This is a genomic window from Anoxybacteroides voinovskiense (assembly GCF_014196205.1).
Classification (GTDB): domain Bacteria; phylum Bacillota; class Bacilli; order Bacillales; family Anoxybacillaceae; genus Anoxybacteroides; species Anoxybacteroides voinovskiense.
In genome coordinates, this window is record NZ_JACIDE010000021.1 from 1 (window position 1) to 18784 (window position 18784).

Genomic DNA, 18784 nt, shown 5'->3' on the forward strand with positions numbered 1-18784 from the left:
TTAGAAAACGCTTACAAACACTGGGTTATTTAAACCAAATATATCCAGAGAATCGAAATATCAAAAAAAATCTCCCACAAACTCTTGACTCAATCCCGCTCTTCCATTGCGTTTGCGCAAGTATCGGGAGTGTTCTATGATATAATAACGAAAGGAAACATGACGGAAGGTGGAAGAGCGTGAAAGAAAAAATTATTGATGCGAGCATTACGTTATTTGAACAAAAAGGGTTTAGCGACACATCGATTCAAGACATTGTCGATGCGTTAGGGGTCACAAAAGGAACGTTTTATTACTATTTTAAAAGTAAAGAAGAGTTGTTAATGGACATTCATCTTCGTTACATTGAAGAACTGCTTGAAAAACAACAAGAAATGATGAACGATTCGACAAAAACGACGAAAGAAAAATTGTTAGGCATCGTATACATGCTTATTCATAACATTGAGAAAAGAGGGAGGCAAGCGCGCATTTTCTTTCGCGAGATGCGGCATTTGAATGCGGAACATTTGCGACAGATTAAACAAAAACGCGACCAATTTCGCTATGGAGTGCAAGCATTAATTGAGCGTGGAATCGAAAACGGCGAGTTTCGCCAAGATTTGCTTCCGAGCATTGCGACGTTAACGATTTTAGGCGCTGCAAACTGGAGCTACCAATGGTTTAAACCAGATGGTTTATATACGGATGCAGAAGTTGCGAAGCAAATGGTAACGATTTTTCTCGAAGGGATAGAAAAATAGGCTGCTTCGGCTGTATACGTGAAGCAGCTTCTCTTTTTCATACTGACTAGTTAGTATATAATGAAAGGAGAAATATACAGTGAAGCAAATTCAATTCACAACATACGGTGGACCAGAAGTGTTGCAAGTAATCGAAACCGCTCAACCGAAAGCAACTGGAAGACAAGTGCTTATTGAAGCAAAAGCGATTGGGGTAAATTATGCGGATACGGCGCGAAGGGAAGGAAAATATGTCGTGCCGACCCCATTGCCGTTCGTTCCAGGGACAGAGGTGGCAGGAATTGTTTGTGATGTCGGAGAAGAGGTGACGTCCGTTTCGCTTGGACAGCGTGTCGTCGCACTAATCGAGGAAGGTGGGTACGCGGACTATGTGCTTGTGGACGAACGAAGTGTCATTGCCCTTCCGAATGGATTCGATTTTTACGAGGCGGTCGCTCTTCCGGTGCAAGGATTAAGCGCGTATCATATTTTAAAAACGATGGGGCGTTTGGAAGAAGGAGAAACAGTGCTTATTCATGCAGCAGCGGGAGGAGTGGGGACGATTGCTGTTCAGCTGGCGCGAATTTTTGGGGCAGGTACCATTATCGCAACGGCAAGCACAGACGAAAAACGTGCACTAGCTCGACAGCTTGGCGCGCATGTAGCGGTTGATTATACAAAAGAAGGATGGAAAGATGAAGTGTTGGCAGCTACGGACGGTAAAGGGGTCGATGTCGCCTTAGAAATGGCGGGCGGAGACGTTTTTCAGCAAACGTTGCAATGCTTGGCCCCATTTGGCCGTCTTGTCATCTACGGAGTAGCGAGCGGGCAATTGACGAAAATGACCCCATCGCTATTAATGGGCAAAAACTTATCCGTTATCGGCTTCTTTTTGCCACAAATCATGAGAAAACGCGCATTATATCAGCAAAGCTTGCAAGAAATGCTTCATTATGTACAGACAGGGCGCGTGCAACTGACGATTGGCGGCGTCTATCCGTTAGAACAGGCAGCAGACGTCCATCGTTTATTACAGTCGCGGCAAACGCACGGAAAATTAATTCTCGTTCCATAGGCAAAAAAGGTGAGAACTCTCACCCAGGCGTGTTGATTAACCATTAAAAACCAGTTGACCTCGCTCTATTCCTAGCTTTTCTGCCGTAGTCGGCAAGCGAACCGCTTGCCGACTGGGCATGCTGTACGCATGCCCTCCTCGAACAACGGCGTTCTTGTTCGAGGGAAGAGGCAGAAAAGCTTGTGTTCAGTCAAATGATTCTGTGTTTTTTAGTAAAATAATGGATAATCAACAGCCATGACTCTCACCTTTTTTGCTGAATGTACTGCTCCATCCGGTCTAGCCCTTCTTTTAACGTTTCAAACGAATACGCATACGACAATCGAACGTATCCTTCCCCATAGGAAGAAAAGGCGCTGCCAGGCACGACGGCGACCCCAGCTTTGTCTACTAAATCGAGTGCAAAATCAAAAGACGATTGACCGAACGACTGAATCGACGGGAATAAATAAAACGCCCCTGTCGGTTTTTCGACGGCTAATCCCATACCGACAAGCCGCTCGTACGCATATTCCATGCGCGCTTTATATTGTTTGCGCATGTCGTCCGCGTCGTTTTTTCCAACGGTTAAAGCCGCTAATGCCGCTTTTTGCGAAACCGAAGAAGCGCACGAAACGCTATATTGATGCACTTTCAACATATGTTTCGTTAAAAATTCTGGGGCGAACAAAAACCCGATACGCCATCCTGTCATCGAATGAGATTTGCTCAGCCCGTTTATAACGATCGTTTGGTCGCGAAGCCATGACGCGATGGAACGATGGACGCCATCATAGACGAGCTCGCTATAAATTTCGTCCGATAAAATCCAAATCGGTTTATCTTTTAACAACGCGGCAAGCTTAACGAGTTCTTGTTCCGATAAAGTTGCTCCGGTCGGATTCGATGGATACGGCAAAACGATGCAGCGCGTCCGCTCGTTTATGTGAGGGGCGACTAGCTCTGCGGTGAGGCGAAAGCCGGTCGAGCGCGTATCGACGTAGACAGGCTTTGCCCCGCACATGCGAATAATTGGCTCATAGCCTGGGTAGACCGGTCCTGGTAAAATGACTTCCACGCCTTCTTCTAAAATCGTCCGAAACGCCACATCAATCGCTTGGCTTGCCCCGATAGTGACGATGATTTCCTGTTCGTTGTATTGCAGTCCGTATTTGTCGTAGACAAATTGGCAAGCAGCTTGCCGCACATCAACGAACCCAGCGTTATGCGTATACGTTGTAAAGTTGTTACTGATTGCCTCCTTTCCGGCTTCCTTTACGTGTTCAGGAGTCGGAAAATCCGGTTGACCGATCGTTAATGAAATTAAATTCGGACGGTCGGCGACCATATTAAAAAATTTGCGAATGCCTGATATTTCAATGTTTCTCACTCGTGAATGAATAAGATGTTCCACAATCGTCCTTCCTTCCGTTATAGGTTATTTTTTCAAAAGATAAGAAAATATAAAATTTGCTACTATGGTGGGGAGCTGTCTAGCTCCAAGCGCCATCGGCCTGAGGCGTTCCCTCCTCGGTGGGGCTTGTGCGATCTTCGCCGATAGGCGGGCGCTTTTCACTTTTCTTAATTGTACCAAAAAATCATAAAAGGTGAGCCGTCTTCTTCGATACTCGCGGAAGAAGTGGCTCACCTTATTAAGGCGCTATATGACTGTGAGGCTTCGCATTCCATTTGACAATCTCCTTGTTTACGCTCCATATTTTTTTAGCAACTCGTTATATTGGGCGGAGAGTTCTAAAAACAGCTCTTTATTTTTTGTTGCTAGCGCTTCATCGATCTTTTCCATCAATTTATTTTTCTGATAAAGAAAGATCGCTTGTTCCAAAATCATTTGCGCAAGTGGTCCATAACTATTTTTTTCTTCCGGATGACCAAACGCAACTTCGTGAGGATAATGTTTTTCGTACATATGTGACTCCCCCTTGTTCGGGAACGAAAGGTCCCCTTTTTTATATTATCGTTGTTTTTTACGAAAATGTAAAGAAAATTTTGATAAATTAAATGATAGCAATTTTTACAAACGATTTTGTATGTTTTCGGTTATGATATAAAGAGGTATGGAACGGAAAGGAGTGAATCAAATGATTCGGACGTGCGCAGTAACAAAAGATTTTGAGGTCGTTTATGACTTGCCGTTGCAAACGTTAAAAGGGGACGATATTTCTTGGTATTGGGTCGATTTTCATGAGCCGACTGATGAAGAAACGAAATTGTTGGCAGATTTTTTTCACTTCCACCCGCTAGCAATTGAAGATTGTTTAGAATATGTCCAGCGCCCGAAACTTGATTTTTATGAGCAATATTTATTTGTCGTACTGCATTCGATTCACCAACATACGCTCGATGCAGAAGAAGTTGACCTATTTGTTGGGCACAATTTTATCGTTTCGTTTCATAAACAACCGATTAAAGGAGTTGATCAAGTGTGGATGCGTTTGAAAACGGACGAGGATTTCAAAATAGGTCCTTTGCATACGATGTATTGCCTGTTAGATAAGTTAGTCGGCGAATATTTTCCGTTCATTTATCATATAGAGGATGTATTGAATGAATTGGAAGAAAACCCGGATATTGAAAGGATATTTGATATTCGCAGAGATTTATCCAAGCTTCGTCGAACAATTGTGCCGATGCGCGATTTGTTGTACCGAGTTATTCATTCGGATCGGTTAGAAAGAATGAAGGAGCGACAAATTTATTTTCATGACATTTATGACCACCTTTTGAAACTTGTAGAGATGATTGAAGAAAATCGAGAAATTACGTCCGATATTCGGGACAGTTATTTGTCATTGAACTCCAACCGTATGAATACGATTATGATGACATTAACAGTGATTACGACCATTTTTATGCCGCTTACTTTTATTGTCGGTGTGTACGGAATGAATTTTGATTATATGCCAGAATTACATTGGAAATATGGCTATTTCACGGTGCTTGCGGTCATGGGAATCATTGCGGTCACCATGTTTCTTTGGTTTAAGAAAAACGGATGGATTCGTTTTCATAAGGAAGATCGTTAAGGGAGGACACAAGATGAAACGAATTGCAGTTATTGGACAATCAGGGGAGATTCCGGACGACGTTCGCCAAATGGCAGAAGCTGTCGGAGCGGAAATTGCCAAGCGGAAAGCAGTGTTGTTAACCGGTGGAGGAAGCGGCGTGATGGAAGCTGCTTCGAAAGGGGCGAAAGAAGCTGGAGGACTTGTCATCGGTATTTTAGCGGGGGACCGTACCGATGTAGCGAACGATTATTTAGACGTGCCGATTACGACAGGGCTGCATTTTGATTTTCGTAGCTTAATTCTCGTGCATTCGTCTGATGCGCTTATTATGATTCGCGGCGGCAACGGGACGCTCGGGGAATTGTCCGCCGCTTATATGAATCGAAAGCCGGTGGTGATTATTGAAACGTCAGGAGGATGGGCAGCGAAAATAAAAGAGGTGGCGTATGAAGGCGGTTATTTAGACGAGCGCCGCACAATTGAAATCGCGTTTTGTGACTCAGCGGAAAAAGCGGTCGACTTAGCCTTTCGCCGCAGCGAAGAGCCGTTAGACGAAGAAAAAAACACCGGACGAATTGGCGATTAAAACGAAAAGCGAAGGCGACTGGTTAGCTCTCGAATCGGAGCGTTCGTGTGTATACGTCGAACAGAGAAAAAGCCCGATAAGGCAATTCTACCTTATTGGGCTTTTTTAGTTGCTGTAAACTGGTCGGTTAGACGTGCAGACCCCATAAAGAAAATGAGGACGATGGCGATGATGACTGGAATAGTTGCCCAAGAAAACATCGTCGCGATAGAGTCTGCCAAGGCGTCCACAATTTTTTGCAATACTTCTTTCGGAATGTGGGCGCGCGCTTCTTTTGAAAGCAATACGCGCGAATCGCCAGATGGATTGAATTGTTTCATCATCGGCAGCGCTTTTTCTAATTTGTCCATCAATAAATGGTTTTGAATCGTACCGTAAATCGTTACCCCTAATGTCATACCGATGGAACGGAAGAAGGTGTTTGTCGAGTTTGCAGTCCCGCGCTCACGCATATCCAACCCGTGAATGGACGACATGCTCAATAGCGGGAACGAGAACCCGACACCGATTCCAGTAATAATCATATAGATAGTGACGACAGAACGAGCCGTATCGGCGGTTAACGTACTTAATAAATAAATGCCTGTTAAAAAAAGAATGCCAGAAATAATCATTAAATTGCGGTACGACGTCTTTGCCGCAAACCGTCCACCAATTTGGCTACCAACAACAGAGCCGAGCATCATTGGCGTTAAAATGAGCCCAGAGTTTGTCGCCGTCCCGCCATATACCCCTTGAACGAAAATCGGAATGAAAATCGTGCCGAGAATGAACGTCGCGCCATATAAAAAGCCGATTCCTTGTGCGGTCGCAAACAGCCGCTTTTTAAACAAATGAAACGGGATGACCGGATCGGTTGCTTTCGTTTCCGCCCAGAAAAATAGAGCAAGGAAAACAGCAAAACCGCTAAATAAACTAATAATTACCGATGAATCCCATGCATACTCTTTGCCGCCAAGCTCTAAAGCGAACATCAAGCAAAGAACGGACGATACGAGCAAAATCGCTCCCCACCAGTCAATTTTTTGCTCCCGGTGTTCTAGTGATTCAAAATAAAATTTACCGATGAAGAAAAGTGACAATAGACCAAGCGGAACGTTTACATAAAATACCCAGCGCCAGTCGATATAATCGGTAATATATGCCCCTAACAGTGGACCAAATACGCTTGAAATACCGAAAACAGCGCCAAACAATCCAGACATTTTTCCGCGTTGTTCCGGCGGAAACGTGTCAAACATAATGGTGAATGCAATCGGCATTAACGCACCGCCGCCTAGTCCTTGAATGGCACGAAATAAGCTCAATTGCACCATATCTTGGGCAAGTCCGCAAAGAACGGAGCCAACTAGAAAAAGTGTCAAGCCCGACACATAAAATAATTTTCGACCGTACATATCGGAAAGTTTCCCGAAAATTGGCATGCCGGCGACACTGGCAATCATATACGCGGATGTAACCCAAACAAACTGATCGAGTCCACCGAGTTCTGATACGATTGTTCCCATCGCCGTTGCGACGATTGTGTTGTCCATCGCCGCCATTAAAATGCCAAGCAATAATCCAATGACGACAAACGTTCGTTTGCTTTCTTTTTTCATGCTCTTTTCCCCTTTTTTCTAAATGAGTAAACATATCTCTATTATAATCAAAGTTATTGATGTAGCAAGAAAAATGGACTATCTCACTTGGAAGCGTCATACGATAAAGTGATGGAGTTTTCACAAAAGGAGGGGCCGATATGAACTTAGATCCATACGGGGCGTTTTCGGCATATGTGCCGGGATTTACGGAAATGCTAATCGACTATTACGACCGACAGCAACGTGAACGCGATCAAGAATTGGATAATATTTGGCGCATGATTCGCCCGATGTTGCAGCCGCTATATACTACGCTTGGACAATATTATGTGCCGCGCAACGTTTCCCGTCATATTTTTCGTGTCGTCGTTCAACTGGCGCTGCAACATAAAAGTGAAGTGAGTGGTTCGCTTGACCAACGCGTGCAGCAATTATTTTATATCGTAAAAACGAATTCCCCATGGATAACGGTTGTTTTACAAGCGTATCGAGTACCAGAAAAAGAAATCGAGCATATCGTGAAAACGGTTATTCGCGCCGTGCTCGAACATATCGGTTATCAGCCGGAACAAGAATTTAGCAAGTGGGAAAGTATTGGTGGGGTTTTATCGTCTGGGCCTGCCGCCGCTTCTTGGGGAGGGAACCGTTTAGATGTATTTGCCCGTGGTCCGGAACATGAATTGTTGCATAAATGGTGGGACGGGGGACGCTGGAGCGATTGGGAACACCTTTCAGGAACATTAACATCCTCTCCAGCGGCTGTTTCATGGGGGAGAAATCGGATAGATGTATTTGCGCGCGGCCCAGAACATGAGTTGTTGCATAAATGGTGGGACGGAGAGCGTTGGAGTGATTGGGAAAACTTAGGGGGAGTGTTAACGTCAAGCCCAGCGGTTGCTTCGTGGGGAGAAAATCGCCTCGACGTATTTGTCCGCGGGGAAAATCGCCACTTATACCATAAATGGTGGGACGGGGTACGTTGGAGTGATTGGGAAAACTTAGGGGGAATAATCACCTCTGCCCCAGAAGCTGTTTCATGGGGAGAAAACCGAATCGATGTGTTTGCTCGCGGCACGAAACGCCAACTATTGCATAAATGGTGGGACGGAGAGCGTTGGAGCGACTGGGAAGACCTTGGCGGGGTGTTAACCTCTAGTCCAGCAGCGGCTTCTCGCCGCGCGAATCGGCTAGATGTATTTGCGCGCGGGGCAAACGAAGAGCTGTTGTATAAATATTGGGATGGAGAACGATGGAGTGATTTTCTCCATTTGGACGGTCGGATTACGTCCGAACCAGCGGCTGTTTCATCGGGGAGAAATCGCCTCGACGTGTTTGCCCGCGGCGAGCGTCACGATTTATTGCACCGTTGGAAAGGGTAACGAACATTACGCGCTTGGAACGAAGTCCAAGCGCGTGATTTACTTTCCTAAAAAACAATGCATCGATATGAAAAATTGTGGTACAATGAGGGGCGATGGCTGGAAGAGATGGAGGAAAATCGAGAATGCTCTTAATGATTAAACCTCTTATTGTGAATATCACAATATTATTGTCATTAACGTTTAACGCTAATTTGTTTTTTCCGTTTCGTGAACGAATCATTTTGACGCTACGTCAACAAGTTGTTTACGGGCTTGTGTCGGCGTTTGCAGCGGCATTATGCATGTTTTATCCGATTGAAACGTTAGGCGAAACGAATTTTGATTTTCGGATGATTGTCATTTTAATTGTGACGCTATATGTCGGATGGATTGCCGGCGGAATATGTACGGCGATTGTTGTTATCATGCGGCTATTGATTGGTGGTTCGTTTGCATGGATTGGCGTGCTCGTATCGCTTGTGGCGTTTGCTGTGGCGTTATTGTTTCGCCCAGTATATATGAAAGCGCAGCATAAATGGATGTACGCTATTGTTATTGCTGTTTTGTATTCTTTTTTTTATTTTACCATTATTGTTCAGACTGTTTCTTTTTTGAGCGTGGATTTTTATCTTGTCTATTTTGCGATGTTTTTGTTGACATATATGATGGTCTATTTTTTAATTGAGCGCCTGATTATGTATAACCATCAGTTTGATGAGATGGTATATGTCGATAAGTTGACGATGGTCAGCGAAATGGCGGCATCATTTGCTCATGAAATTCGCAACCCAATTACAACGGTGCGCGGGTTTATTCAATTGTTGCAAACAAGCACGAAAGACGAACAGCTGCAACAATTCGCCCCGCTCATTTTAGAAGAGCTAGACCGCGCCAATAAAATTATTACCGACTATTTGCAGTTGGCGAAGCCGAACGATTTTCGCGTCCGACCGATCGATTTGCATCATGTGCTTCGCGATTGTGTGCAGCTGATTCAGCCGTTAGGGGCATTTGCAAACGTAGCGGTTGAGTGGGATCGCCATGGCGAATGTCGCGTATTGGGCGATGAACAATATTTAAAACAGTCGCTTTTAAATATTATGAAAAATGCAATTGAAGCGATTGAAGGTAGCGGGGTTGTGAAAATTTCCACCGAAGCGCATTCGCAGCGCAATGTGGTAAAAGTGATTATTGAAGATAACGGCAAAGGAATGACGGAAGAAGAATTGAAAAAAATCGGCTTGCCGTACTATACGACAAAATCGAAAGGGACAGGGCTAGGAAGCATGATTTCGAACCGCTTAATTCGCGAAATGGGCGGAACGATTCATTATACGAGCCAACTCGGCAAAGGAACGCGCGTCGAAATTACGCTGCCGCTTGTAAAATAGCTTGATAAGACAACCCGCTCAAGTCATATATATGAAGAAAAAAGCGAAAGGGATGAGAAGATGGCGAGAGCGGTTTGGGGAGTGGATTCAGCAGCAAAGGTGACCGAACAGCTTTTTTATTGCGTCAAAAATGAACTTGGCTATCCGAAATTTTGGGGGCGGTATTTAACCGATGTTCCGAACGTATCGGACGGTTTAACGCGGCAAGAAATTACGTTGTTGCGGAATTATGGCGTGCATCTTTTGCCCATTTATAATGCGTTTCGCCAAGCGACAGGTTTTTCCAATGGGCAAATAGCTGCTCGTAATGCCGCTTTTCACGCACGGCGGCTTGGAATTCCGAAAAATAAAGTGTTGTTTGCGAACATCGAAGATTTTTTTGCTGTTGATGCCGCCTGGATTCGCGCATGGGTAGAAACGTTGTATCCAACAGGGTATCGCCCAGGGCTGTACGCAGACCCAACGAAAGGTGATTTTGCCAAAGCATATTGTGAAGCGGTGCAACAACAAAATAAAGTCGCTGTCCAAGCGATTATTTGGAGTTCTGCGCCTCGCACTGGCACGACAAGCGAGCAACGGGCACCAAAATATGCGCCTGCGTCTCCTAGTTGCAAAGCAAACGTATGGGCGTGGCAATATGGTCGCGATGCACAAAGCTGCCCTGTCGATACGAATTTAGCTGACCGAAGATTGCTTGAATTTTTGTATTAAAGGTTGCCAGCATGGCAGCCTTTTTGCGTAAATGATAAAATAGGAAATAAGTGTAGAAAGAAAATGGTTTCGTCTTTCGATTCGACAAAATATAATAAATATAGACATATTATGATGAGAGGGCGTTTATAGGATGGAGAAAAAACGTGAAATTTTATTAGAGAGCGGAACGAATGAATTAGAGATTGTCGAATTTTTCATTGGCGCAAACCCGTTTGCCATTAACGTGATGAAAGTGCGGGAAATTTTAAACCCTGTGCCGACGACAAAAGTGCCGCACGCTCATCCGCATGTTGAAGGGATTATCGAGTTGCGCGGGGAGGTGCTTCCGGTCGTTGATATGGCGAAAGCGCTCGGCTTGCCTCCTTCGGAAACACCAGCACAAGATAAATTTATCGTTGCGGAATTTAATCAGCAAAAAGTCGTGTTTCACGTGCACAACGTGACGCGCATTCACCGCATTTCGTGGAAACAAATCGAAAAACCGTCGCAAATGTACCAAGGAATTGACGGACAAATTATTGGGGTCATTAAGCTTGACGGCAAAATGATTTTACTGCTTGATTTTGAAAAAATAATTGTCGATATCAATCCACAAACAGGAATTAACGTCGAGCAAGTAAAAAAGCTTGGCAAGCGAGAACGGTCCAATAAAAAAATTGTCGTTGCAGAAGATTCGCCATTGTTGCGCAAACTGTTGCACGATACGCTTGCGGAAGCAGGATATGTATTTGTCGAGTTTTTTGAAAACGGAGAAGAAGCACTTCGCTATTTACAGACGATTGTGAAAGAAGGAACGCCGATTGAGCAAGAAGTGCAGCTTGTTATTACCGATATTGAAATGCCGCAAATGGATGGTCACCACCTGACAAAGCGCATTCGGGAAGACGAGCGATTAAAAAAATTGCCAGTCGTCATTTTCTCGTCGCTTATTACCGACGACCTTCGCCATAAAGGGGAGAAGGTCGGGGCAACCGCGCAAGTAAGTAAGCCGGAAATTGGAGAGTTAGTGAAAGTGATTGATCAATACGTTTTATAATGATCCATCATAACGAGTAAGGGGATCGCTAATGGATAAATACAAACAATATTTTTTTCAAAATATCCGTAAAAAGCTTGAGGAATGGGAAGCGGTTGAAACGATTCCACATCAGGAAGTGTATCGTTTTCTTCATTCGATGGCGGGAACTGCTGCAATTATCGGCTTAGAGGACGTTGGGAAAAAGGCTCGTCAATTAATGGATGCGTTAAATGAAAACGACGACAAAATGTGGTCGGTTGACGATGTGAAGCAATATATATTTGACTTATTAGAGTCATGTTACGAAAACGGAGAAGGCGCGCTTGCTTCGTTTCGCGGGAAACGGGCGAAGCAAGGCGAGGAGCCGGTGATTTTATTAATTGATGATGATACGTCGTTTTTAATGTATATGAAAGAGAAGTTGGAGAATATTGGATGGTATGTCGTTGCGATTGCCAATCCAGAAAAAGCAATTACGTCGTTTTATGACGTTCGCCCAGATTGTGTCGTCATTGACATTCATATGAAAGAAACAGACGGTTTTGCTGTATTAGAATTTTTAAAAGAGAAACTAAAGCAGCAGTTCATCCCAACGATGATGGTTAGCGTCGACAATAGCAAAGACGTGCGAATAAAAAGCTATGAAATGGGCGCGGACGATTTTATTCAAAAACCGTTCGATTTAGATGAATTTATTGTACGTGTCAAACGACAGCTCGAACGAAAAAGACATATTGACGAAGTGTTATTGCTTGATGAATTAACACATGTGTATAACCGCAAATATTTAAAGCAAGCATATGCCTTATTACAGAGCGAATGGCAGCGCTTAAAAGAGCCGTTTTGTTTAGCTGTTCTCGATCTTGACCATTTTAAGCAAGTAAACGACCGTCACGGTCATTTAGTTGGCGATGTCGTATTACGGGAGTTTGCTAACTTTTTAAAACAAGGGCTACGCGTAAGCGATATTATCGTCCGTTTTGGCGGTGAAGAGTTTGTCGTATTGTTTCCAAAAACGCAGTTGAGTGAGGCACGCGACGCGCTTAACCGCCTGCGCGAAACGTTTATGAAGCATACGTTTCACGAAGGAAACACGACGTTTTCTTGCACGTTTTCGTGCGGAGTCGTCGAAATTACAGATGCAAGCGAGCCGCTCGAACATTGGCTTCGTCTTGCCGATAACGCCTTATATGAAGCGAAAGAAAATGGGCGAAACCAAGTCGTTAGCGCAGCTTCTTCCCAAGTAGCCGCCCATCCAAAAGTGATGAAAATTGCTGTCGTAGACGATGACCCGATTATGCGAACGATTATTACCGACATCGTCACCAAACTGCCTTGTAACGGAAAAGTAAAGCATGAACTGCAAACGTTTAAAGATGGGATCGAATTTATTGCGTCGGATTGGCATCAAGACGAATCCGCATGCTTAGTTCTTTTAGACGGCGTTATGCCGAAAATGGACGGCTTAGAAGTATTGCAGTGGATTCGCACACAAAAACGTTCCGACCGCTACAAAGTCATTATGCTTACATCAAGGCGAAGCGAAAGCGACATCGCTCGCGCACTTGAACTTGGCGCGGACGATTATATGACGAAACCGTTTAAATTACTTGAACTTGAGGCAAGAATATGCCAAATGATGAAAAGGATGAGTTAAGTGCGACAGCCAGCTATCGTTTACTTTTTCGTTCTGTTTATAAGCTTGCTCATCGTATTAACAAGTTTGTTTCTTTATCTTGTTATCCGAAAGGCAGCCGAAAATGAAAGGCGACGGAAAATTGATGCGTATAAAACTTCTTATCAACAAACCGTCTTTCGTTACTTAAACGAAGGGATTGGCGAAGGGGAGCTTTCGTGTCGCTCCCCGCTAAAACAACAGGCGCTCCTTGAATTGTTCGAAGAGTTTTCGAGATTAATAGAAAGCGAGCATGTTCAAGCGCGCATTCGTGCATTCGCGGAAACCCATTTTCAACCAATGATTCGCAAGCAACTGTTTCATCGACGCTGGGGGGTTCGGATGAATGCGTTATTTTATATTGAAGATTTTCAGATGAAGGTGATGATTAACGATTTAGAGCGGCTATATCAATCGGCGAAATTAACAAAGAGCGAAGAAATTCAACTATTAAAAATATACGCGATATTCGACTGCCCTAAGCTTTATGAACGAATGCTTGCCCCGAAATATCCGTTGACGGAATTTGCGTACCGGCTATTGTTTCGCCATATGAACGATGAGACACTGAAAGCGATCGTTCACCGTTTCGCACAATGGCCGCCGCTGATGCAATATGCGTTCATCGATATTGTAGGGATTCGTAATCGAAGCGAATATGGCGTGTATTTAGAGCAATTGCTAGAAAGCGAGTCTGAAGAAATTCGCATTCGTTCGTTGAAAGCGATGGCGACAATGGGGTATTTTCTTTCACACGAAAAACTAATCCACTTCCTTTCGTCCCCGCTATGGCAAGAGCGGCTGATGGCGATAAAAGTGTGCGGAAAAATCCGCGCCAATGAATGTATCCCACACCTCGTTTCGCTATTGTCTGACCCAATATTTTCTGTGCGTTCGCAAGCTGCACAGGCGCTATTGCGGATGGAAAACGGTTCACAATGGCTAAAAGAAGTCGCAACTTCTGCAGACGACCCGTTTGCCCGCGATATGGCGCGCGAATGGCTAGAAAGAGGGGTGGAAGTATGGGGATAGATATATGGTATACGTTCGTTTCCGTTGTCGGGTGGTTTGTCTTTTTGTTTATGGTGGCAGTTATCGCCTTTTACACATTTTTATTGCTCGTTTCCCTCGTCCAACTTCGCAAATCATATCAATTAGATGAGTGGGAACCGTACGAAGAACTGCTCGATGTTAGTTATGCGAAACCGCTCTCGATCTTAGTTCCAGCGTATAACGAATCGGCCGGAATTTTTGGAACGGTTCGGTCGCTGCTAAGCATCGAATATCCTGAATATGAAATTATTGTCATTAACGACGGTTCGACCGATGATACGCTTGCAAAGTTAATCGAGTCGTTTCAGCTTGTGCGTATCAACCACGTCATTCGTCAGCAGCTAAAAACAAAACGAGTGAAAGCGGTATACCGTTCGAAGCTGTATCGGCATTTATTTGTCATCGATAAAGAAAATGGTGGCAAGGCAGACGCATTAAACGCAGGCATTAACGTGTCGCGCTATCCGTATTTTTGCTCGATTGATGGCGATTCGGTGCTAGAGCGAAGTGCGTTTTTAAAAGTGATGAAGCCGATTATTGATTCCGATGGGGAAGTCATTGCTTCCGGCGGGAGTATCCGCATCGCAAACGGCTGTGAAATTGAAAGTGGGGAAATTGTGAAAGTTGGCTTATCGCGTCATCCGCTTGTTGTTATGCAAGTAATTGAATATTTGCGCGCGTTTTTAATGGGACGAATCGGGTTAAGCCGCCATAATTTACTGCTTATCGTATCTGGTGCGTTCGGTGTGTTTTCGAAACGATGGGTCATTGAAGCGGGTGGATACGCCCATACAGTTGGGGAAGATATGGAATTAGTCGTTAGGCTTCATCGCTTAATAAAAGAACGAAAAGAGTCGAAAAAAATTGTGTACGTTCCTGACCCTGTTTGTTGGACAGAGGCGCCTGAATCATTGAAATATTTGCGGCGGCAACGAAGCCGGTGGCATCGCGGCTTATTGGAAAGCTTATGGATACATCGCCGCCTCATTTTTAACCCTAAATATGGCTCGATTGGGCTTGTTTCCATGCCGTATTTTTTATTCATCGAATTTTTCGGTCCAGTCGTCGAATTGCTTGGATATGTCGTGATGCTCGTCTCGCTATTTTTCGGCGGCGTATATATCGAATTTGCGATTCTACTTTTTTTATTATCGGTTATTTACGGCTCGGTTTTTTCGATGGCTGCCGTGCTTTTAGAAGAATGGACGGTACGAAAATTTCCGAACGTATCCGACATCGTTCGTTTATTTCTATTTTCGCTCACCGAGTCGCTATGGTATCGCCCATTAACGGTATGGTGGCGCTGTGAAGGGATTGTTGATGTGCTTCGGAAAAAGAGAGGATGGGGAGAAATGACAAGAAAAGGTGTGTCGAAATGAAAGAGCGTCGTGTTACTCGCATATTGCTTCTATATCTTCTGTTGCTTCTTGCGCTCGTTTCCTCGCCATATTGGCTTTGGCAGTTAAAGCCGGCAAAACCATTAAATTTACTAATTATGGATAAAACGGTTCCTGACGCGACGTATCGTGAACATAAAGGGCTTGTCTGGCTATTAAGCCAACAAAAATACGTATTTAGCGACGGAACACCGTATGATTTAGCAAACGATTATGTCGGGTTTGTGCCGAAAAAAAATGGGGAATATGCGGTGCGGCAGCTTCCCCGTTCGCTTTCGCGCTATGATGCCGTTTACGTTGCTGATACGTATGGCGTGTATGAAGAGGAATTTTTGAAAAACGACAAAACAGGCAAACGTTCAGCAAAAATATACGGTGGGCTAACGGAAAAAGAGGTAAATGCTCTCCATCAGTTTGTGATGGCAGGTGGAAAAACGCTTCTCGCCGAGTTTAACTCGTTCGCCCATCCGACGCCGATAAACGTCCGAAAGCAGTTTTATTCGCTGTTAAACGTCGAATGGTCGGGATGGATTGGTCGGTATTTTCCGAACTTGCAAAGTCGGGAAGTGCCTGTTTGGGTGAAAGACAACTACGAAAAACAATACGGGCGTCCGTTTCGCTTTCGTGGCGCTGGGATTGTGCTCGTCGACGAAAACGACCGGCTGGTAGTGCTTGACCGGCAAATGATTGGGAAAAAAGGGGTCACGTTTTCGACGACAAAAGCGGGGGAAGCGCAACTCGGAGAACAAATTACTACTCCGTATTCGTATTGGTTTGATATCGTTACCCCGCTCAATCCAAACGAAGTATTAGCAACGTATACGTTGTCGCTATCGGCACGTGGAGAAGATACGTTGCGCGCGCTCGGATTGCCAACAAAATTTCCTGCGGTCGTCCATCATACGAATCGCGTCTATAACGCGTATTATTTTTGTGGAGACTACGCGGATGAAGCGGAAGTACCGGACATTTACGAAACGGTTGGCTTTACGACATGGCGAAAATGGATGGCTACCGATAGCCCAGACAACGCGTCATCATTTTATTGGAAAGCGTATGTCCCAATGATGACCGAGATTTTACAAAATATAACGAAGCCACACAACACACTGAAAGCGACGGTACAAACGCCGAAAGTGGACGGGATTCACCTTGCTGGTACGGTCGGAAAAGATTATTTGCAAATCTATCGAAACGGGAAATGGACGAATTTATTGATTAAAGGTGTCAATATGGGCATTTCGAAACCGGGCGCATTTCCTGGCGAAACGGCGATTACGAAAGAACAATATTTCCGCTGGTTTAAGCAAATTGGCGCGATGGGGGCAAACGCGGTGCGCATCTATACGATTCATCCGCCAGCCTTTTACGAAGCGTTTTATGAATATAACCAAATTGCCGCGCGTCCGCTTTATTTATTCCATGGGGTATGGGTAAACGAAGAAACGCTCTTGCGGACGAACGATGCGTTTGCGAAAGCAAATACGGATGAATTCGCCACGGAAATCAAACGAACGATCGACATCGTCCACGGAAAAGCGAATGTGCCGAAACGAAGAGGGCATGCAAGCGGGGCGTATCGTTACGACATTTCGCCGTATGTGCTCGGCTGGATTTTCGGCATTGAGTGGGATCCGACCGTAGTGAAAGCGACAAATGACAAACATAAAGGGCTTGTGGATTATAAAGGGACATACATTCAGACAGAAAAAGCACAGCCGTTTGAAATTTGGCTCGCGCAAATGATCGATGAAGCGATCGATTATGAAACGAAGACGTACCATTGGCAACGCCCGGTGAGCTTTACAAATTGGGTGACGACCGACTTATTAACGCATCCGAGCGAGCCGCTCGAAAAAGAAGACATGGTCACCGTCAACCCGAATGTGATGAAAAAGACAACCAATTTGCATAGCGGACTATTTGCCTCGTATCATATTTATCCGTACTATCCAGACTTTTTAAACTATGAAAAGAAATATGTCGACTATATCGATCATCGTGGGCAAAAAAACAACTATGCCGGCTACTTGCACGATATGAAACAAGCGCATGACATGCCCGTATTAGTCGCGGAATTCGGTGTTCCGTCGTCACGAGGAATGACGCACCGTAACGTGTATGGGATGAATCAGGGGTTTCATTCGGAAAAAGAGCAAGGCGAAATCGACGGGAAGTTATTTGAAGACATTGTGCAGGAAAAAATGGCGGGCGGTCTTGTGTTTGTTTGGCAAGACGAATGGTTTAAACGAACGTGGAACACGATGGACTACGACGACCCGAATCGGCGTCCGTTTTGGTCGAACGCGCAAACAAACGAACAACAATTTGGGTTGCTCAGCTTTGACCCTGGCAAAGATGCTACGGATATGATTAAAGTCGACGGTCGCGCGCAAGATTGGGCGTTTACTGAAGGGACGCAAGCGTTTCGTGAAAAAGGGCGTGCGCTGTATGTAACAAGCGACGAACGGTACGTCTATTTGCGCATCGACACGACGATTGCAACCAATAAAACGACGTACGTGTTATTCAACACGATTCCAAACCAAGGACAATCGCGGATTTTACACGTGCCAAACGTAAAAACGTCTGATATTGATTTTATTTTAGAAATAAAGGGGACGACGGAAGCGCGATTATGGGTAGACAGCTATTACGATACGTTTTATTATCATTATGGGCATTTATTGCACATGATTAAAGAAGCACCGTATGCCAAAAAGAAAGATAACGGCGTATATCACCCGATTCGTTTGACGCTCAACAAACAATTGGACGTTGGCGGGAAAAAAGTGCCGTTTCAGTCGTACGAAACAGGAGTTTTCCGATTTGGGACAGCCAATCCAGAAGATAAGAACTATGATTCGCTCACGGATATTAGCGTCAACGCTAAGCGAACGATGTACGAAATTCGTATTCCGTGGCTCCTTCTTAATATAAAAGACCCGAGCACGCGTGAAGCGATGGGCGATGTTTGGTCAGGAGGGCTAACAAGCAACGTGCATTTGGACGGAATTCGTATCGGGCTATATGAAACAGATGGAAAAACATCGTTCGCTTATCCTACGCTACAAAACGATGCATTGCCTGCCAATCAGTTTTATCATTACCAATGGCAACCGTGGGAAGAGCCCGTATATCATGAACGGCTCAAACAATCGTATGAGGAACTGAAAAAAGTGTTTGAACGGGAAGGAGACTAAT

General features: G+C 44.6%; 15 protein-coding genes. 12 read left to right on the plus strand and 3 right to left on the minus strand.

Annotation, left to right across the window (positions count from 1 at the left end; translation table 11 throughout):
• Positions 1–179: 179 nt before the first annotated feature.
• A complete protein-coding gene (locus GGR02_RS12815; protein ID WP_183185424.1) occupies positions 180–743 on the plus strand; it encodes a TetR/AcrR family transcriptional regulator in 564 nt (187 codons plus the stop codon).
• Between the two features lie 79 nt (positions 744–822).
• The gene (locus GGR02_RS12820; protein ID WP_183185425.1) at positions 823–1797 is read left to right on the plus strand and encodes a quinone oxidoreductase family protein; all 975 of its coding nucleotides are present in this window, start codon (positions 823–825) and stop codon (positions 1795–1797) included.
• Positions 1798–2041: 244 nt separating this feature from the next.
• Here GGR02_RS12820 and GGR02_RS12825 read toward each other — a convergent pair whose 3' ends face one another.
• Both GGR02_RS12825 and GGR02_RS12830 read right to left on the minus strand, forming a co-directional pair.
• Complete coding sequence (locus GGR02_RS12825; RefSeq protein WP_183185426.1) at positions 2042–3190, minus strand: aminotransferase A; 1149 nt, start codon at positions 3188–3190, stop codon at positions 2042–2044.
• Positions 3191–3481: 291 nt separating this feature from the next.
• Positions 3482–3703, minus strand: a complete 222-nt coding sequence (locus tag GGR02_RS12830; RefSeq protein WP_183185427.1) for an IDEAL domain-containing protein — start codon at positions 3701–3703, stop codon at positions 3482–3484.
• A 172-nt stretch (positions 3704–3875) separates the two neighbouring features.
• Between GGR02_RS12830 and corA the strand changes: the two genes are divergently transcribed.
• Both corA and GGR02_RS12840 read left to right on the plus strand, forming a co-directional pair.
• Positions 3876–4820, plus strand: coding sequence for a magnesium/cobalt transporter CorA (gene corA, locus GGR02_RS12835; protein WP_183185428.1), 945 nt, complete (start codon positions 3876–3878; stop codon positions 4818–4820).
• Between the two features lie 13 nt (positions 4821–4833).
• The gene (locus tag GGR02_RS12840) at positions 4834–5388 is read left to right on the plus strand and encodes a TIGR00725 family protein (protein ID WP_183185429.1); all 555 of its coding nucleotides are present in this window, start codon (positions 4834–4836) and stop codon (positions 5386–5388) included.
• A gap of 92 nt (positions 5389–5480) precedes the next feature.
• On the opposite strand, the gene GGR02_RS12845 is transcribed toward GGR02_RS12840, so the two are convergent.
• Positions 5481–6989 (minus strand): MDR family MFS transporter, encoded by a 1509-nt coding sequence (locus tag GGR02_RS12845; RefSeq protein WP_183185430.1) that lies wholly within the window; start codon positions 6987–6989, stop codon positions 5481–5483.
• A 140-nt stretch (positions 6990–7129) separates the two neighbouring features.
• Here GGR02_RS12845 and GGR02_RS12850 point away from each other — a divergent pair, with 140 nt between their 5' ends.
• From GGR02_RS12850 to GGR02_RS12885, 8 genes are all read left to right on the plus strand, one after another.
• Positions 7130–8350, plus strand: a complete 1221-nt coding sequence (locus GGR02_RS12850) for a PLL family lectin (RefSeq protein WP_183185431.1) — start codon at positions 7130–7132, stop codon at positions 8348–8350.
• 125 nt (positions 8351–8475) lie between these two features.
• A complete protein-coding gene (locus GGR02_RS12855; protein ID WP_183185432.1) occupies positions 8476–9723 on the plus strand; it encodes an ATP-binding protein in 1248 nt (415 codons plus the stop codon).
• A gap of 60 nt (positions 9724–9783) precedes the next feature.
• The gene (locus tag GGR02_RS12860; RefSeq protein WP_183185433.1) at positions 9784–10434 is read left to right on the plus strand and encodes a glycoside hydrolase domain-containing protein; all 651 of its coding nucleotides are present in this window, start codon (positions 9784–9786) and stop codon (positions 10432–10434) included.
• A 133-nt stretch (positions 10435–10567) separates the two neighbouring features.
• Complete coding sequence (locus tag GGR02_RS12865) at positions 10568–11473, plus strand: chemotaxis protein (RefSeq protein WP_183185434.1); 906 nt, start codon at positions 10568–10570, stop codon at positions 11471–11473.
• 31 nt (positions 11474–11504) lie between these two features.
• Positions 11505–13112: a diguanylate cyclase gene (locus GGR02_RS12870; RefSeq protein WP_183185435.1), complete on the plus strand. Its 1608-nt coding sequence runs from the start codon at positions 11505–11507 to the stop codon at positions 13110–13112.
• Positions 13113–14162 (plus strand): HEAT repeat domain-containing protein, encoded by a 1050-nt coding sequence (locus GGR02_RS17795; RefSeq protein ID WP_183185436.1) that lies wholly within the window; start codon positions 13113–13115, stop codon positions 14160–14162.
• The gene (locus GGR02_RS12880) at positions 14153–15562 is read left to right on the plus strand and encodes a glycosyltransferase family 2 protein (RefSeq protein ID WP_183185437.1); all 1410 of its coding nucleotides are present in this window, start codon (positions 14153–14155) and stop codon (positions 15560–15562) included. The genes GGR02_RS17795 and GGR02_RS12880 overlap by 10 nt, the downstream gene beginning before the upstream one ends.
• Positions 15559–18783: a hypothetical protein gene (locus tag GGR02_RS12885; protein WP_183185438.1), complete on the plus strand. Its 3225-nt coding sequence runs from the start codon at positions 15559–15561 to the stop codon at positions 18781–18783. The genes GGR02_RS12880 and GGR02_RS12885 overlap by 4 nt, the downstream gene beginning before the upstream one ends.
• The last annotated feature ends 1 nt before the right edge of the window (position 18784 follow it).

Coding starts and splice junctions, on each gene's coding strand:
- GGR02_RS12830 (WP_183185427.1), bottom strand. CDS start 3,703: ATGTACGAAAAACATTATCCTCACGAAGTTGCGTTTGGTCATCCGGAA.
- corA (WP_183185428.1), top strand. CDS start 3,876: ATGATTCGGACGTGCGCAGTAACAAAAGATTTTGAGGTCGTTTATGAC.
- GGR02_RS12840 (WP_183185429.1), top strand. CDS start 4,834: ATGAAACGAATTGCAGTTATTGGACAATCAGGGGAGATTCCGGACGAC.
- GGR02_RS12845 (WP_183185430.1), bottom strand. CDS start 6,989: ATGAAAAAAGAAAGCAAACGAACGTTTGTCGTCATTGGATTATTGCTT.
- GGR02_RS12850 (WP_183185431.1), top strand. CDS start 7,130: ATGAACTTAGATCCATACGGGGCGTTTTCGGCATATGTGCCGGGATTT.
- GGR02_RS12855 (WP_183185432.1), top strand. CDS start 8,476: ATGCTCTTAATGATTAAACCTCTTATTGTGAATATCACAATATTATTG.
- GGR02_RS12860 (WP_183185433.1), top strand. CDS start 9,784: ATGGCGAGAGCGGTTTGGGGAGTGGATTCAGCAGCAAAGGTGACCGAA.
- GGR02_RS12865 (WP_183185434.1), top strand. CDS start 10,568: ATGGAGAAAAAACGTGAAATTTTATTAGAGAGCGGAACGAATGAATTA.
- GGR02_RS12870 (WP_183185435.1), top strand. CDS start 11,505: ATGGATAAATACAAACAATATTTTTTTCAAAATATCCGTAAAAAGCTT.
- GGR02_RS12880 (WP_183185437.1), top strand. CDS start 14,153: ATGGGGATAGATATATGGTATACGTTCGTTTCCGTTGTCGGGTGGTTT.
- GGR02_RS12885 (WP_183185438.1), top strand. CDS start 15,559: ATGAAAGAGCGTCGTGTTACTCGCATATTGCTTCTATATCTTCTGTTG.